Source organism: Serratia sp. CY47280 (assembly GCF_052168655.1).
Classification (GTDB): domain Bacteria; phylum Pseudomonadota; class Gammaproteobacteria; order Enterobacterales; family Enterobacteriaceae; genus Serratia; species Serratia bockelmannii.
In genome coordinates this window covers 1-549 of record NZ_JBJNMG010000019.1, presented here as the reverse complement: position 1 = coordinate 549, position 549 = coordinate 1, and the positions used below count along the sequence as shown (strand labels likewise).

Below are 549 nucleotides of genomic sequence, written 5' to 3'. Positions count from 1 at the left end.
TAGGTAGCTTAACCTTCGGGAGGGCGCTTACCACTTTGTGATTCATGACTGGGGTGAAGTCGTAACAAGGTAACCGTAGGGGAACCTGCGGTTGGATCACCTCCTTACCTAAAGATATTGATTCGAGTGGCGTGCTCACACAGATTGTCTGATAGAAAGTAACGAGCAGAAATACCTTTATAGGCTTGTAGCTCAGGTGGTTAGAGCGCACCCCTGATAAGGGTGAGGTCGGTGGTTCAAGTCCACTCAGGCCTACCACTTCTTCGAAGTGGAAAAGGTACTGCACGTGACTGTATGGGGCTATAGCTCAGCTGGGAGAGCGCCTGCCTTGCACGCAGGAGGTCAGCGGTTCGATCCCGCTTAGCTCCACCATATAGTCCGGTATTTCAATACTTCAGAGTATATTGGCGACAGTATGCTGCGAAGTATTTTGCTCTTTAACAATCTGGAACAAGCTGAAAATTGAAACATGACGGCTGAAATTTATCCCTCCGTAGACGTATTGGGATGAAGAGTAACCTGTCATAGAGTCTCTCAAATGTTTGCAGC

The 549-nt window shown here is 48.1% G+C and carries 2 tRNA genes and 1 rRNA gene; all 3 read left to right on the top strand.

Annotated elements, in window-relative coordinates:
• Positions 1 to 107 (top strand): 16S ribosomal RNA (locus ACJ8J4_RS24735); the annotation flags it as partial.
• 74 nt (positions 108 to 181) lie between these two features.
• Positions 182 to 258: transfer RNA gene (locus tag ACJ8J4_RS24730), tRNA-Ile, on the top strand.
• A 38-nt stretch (positions 259 to 296) separates the two neighbouring features.
• Positions 297 to 372 (top strand) — tRNA-Ala (locus tag ACJ8J4_RS24725).
• Positions 373 to 549: the final 177 nt, after the last annotated feature.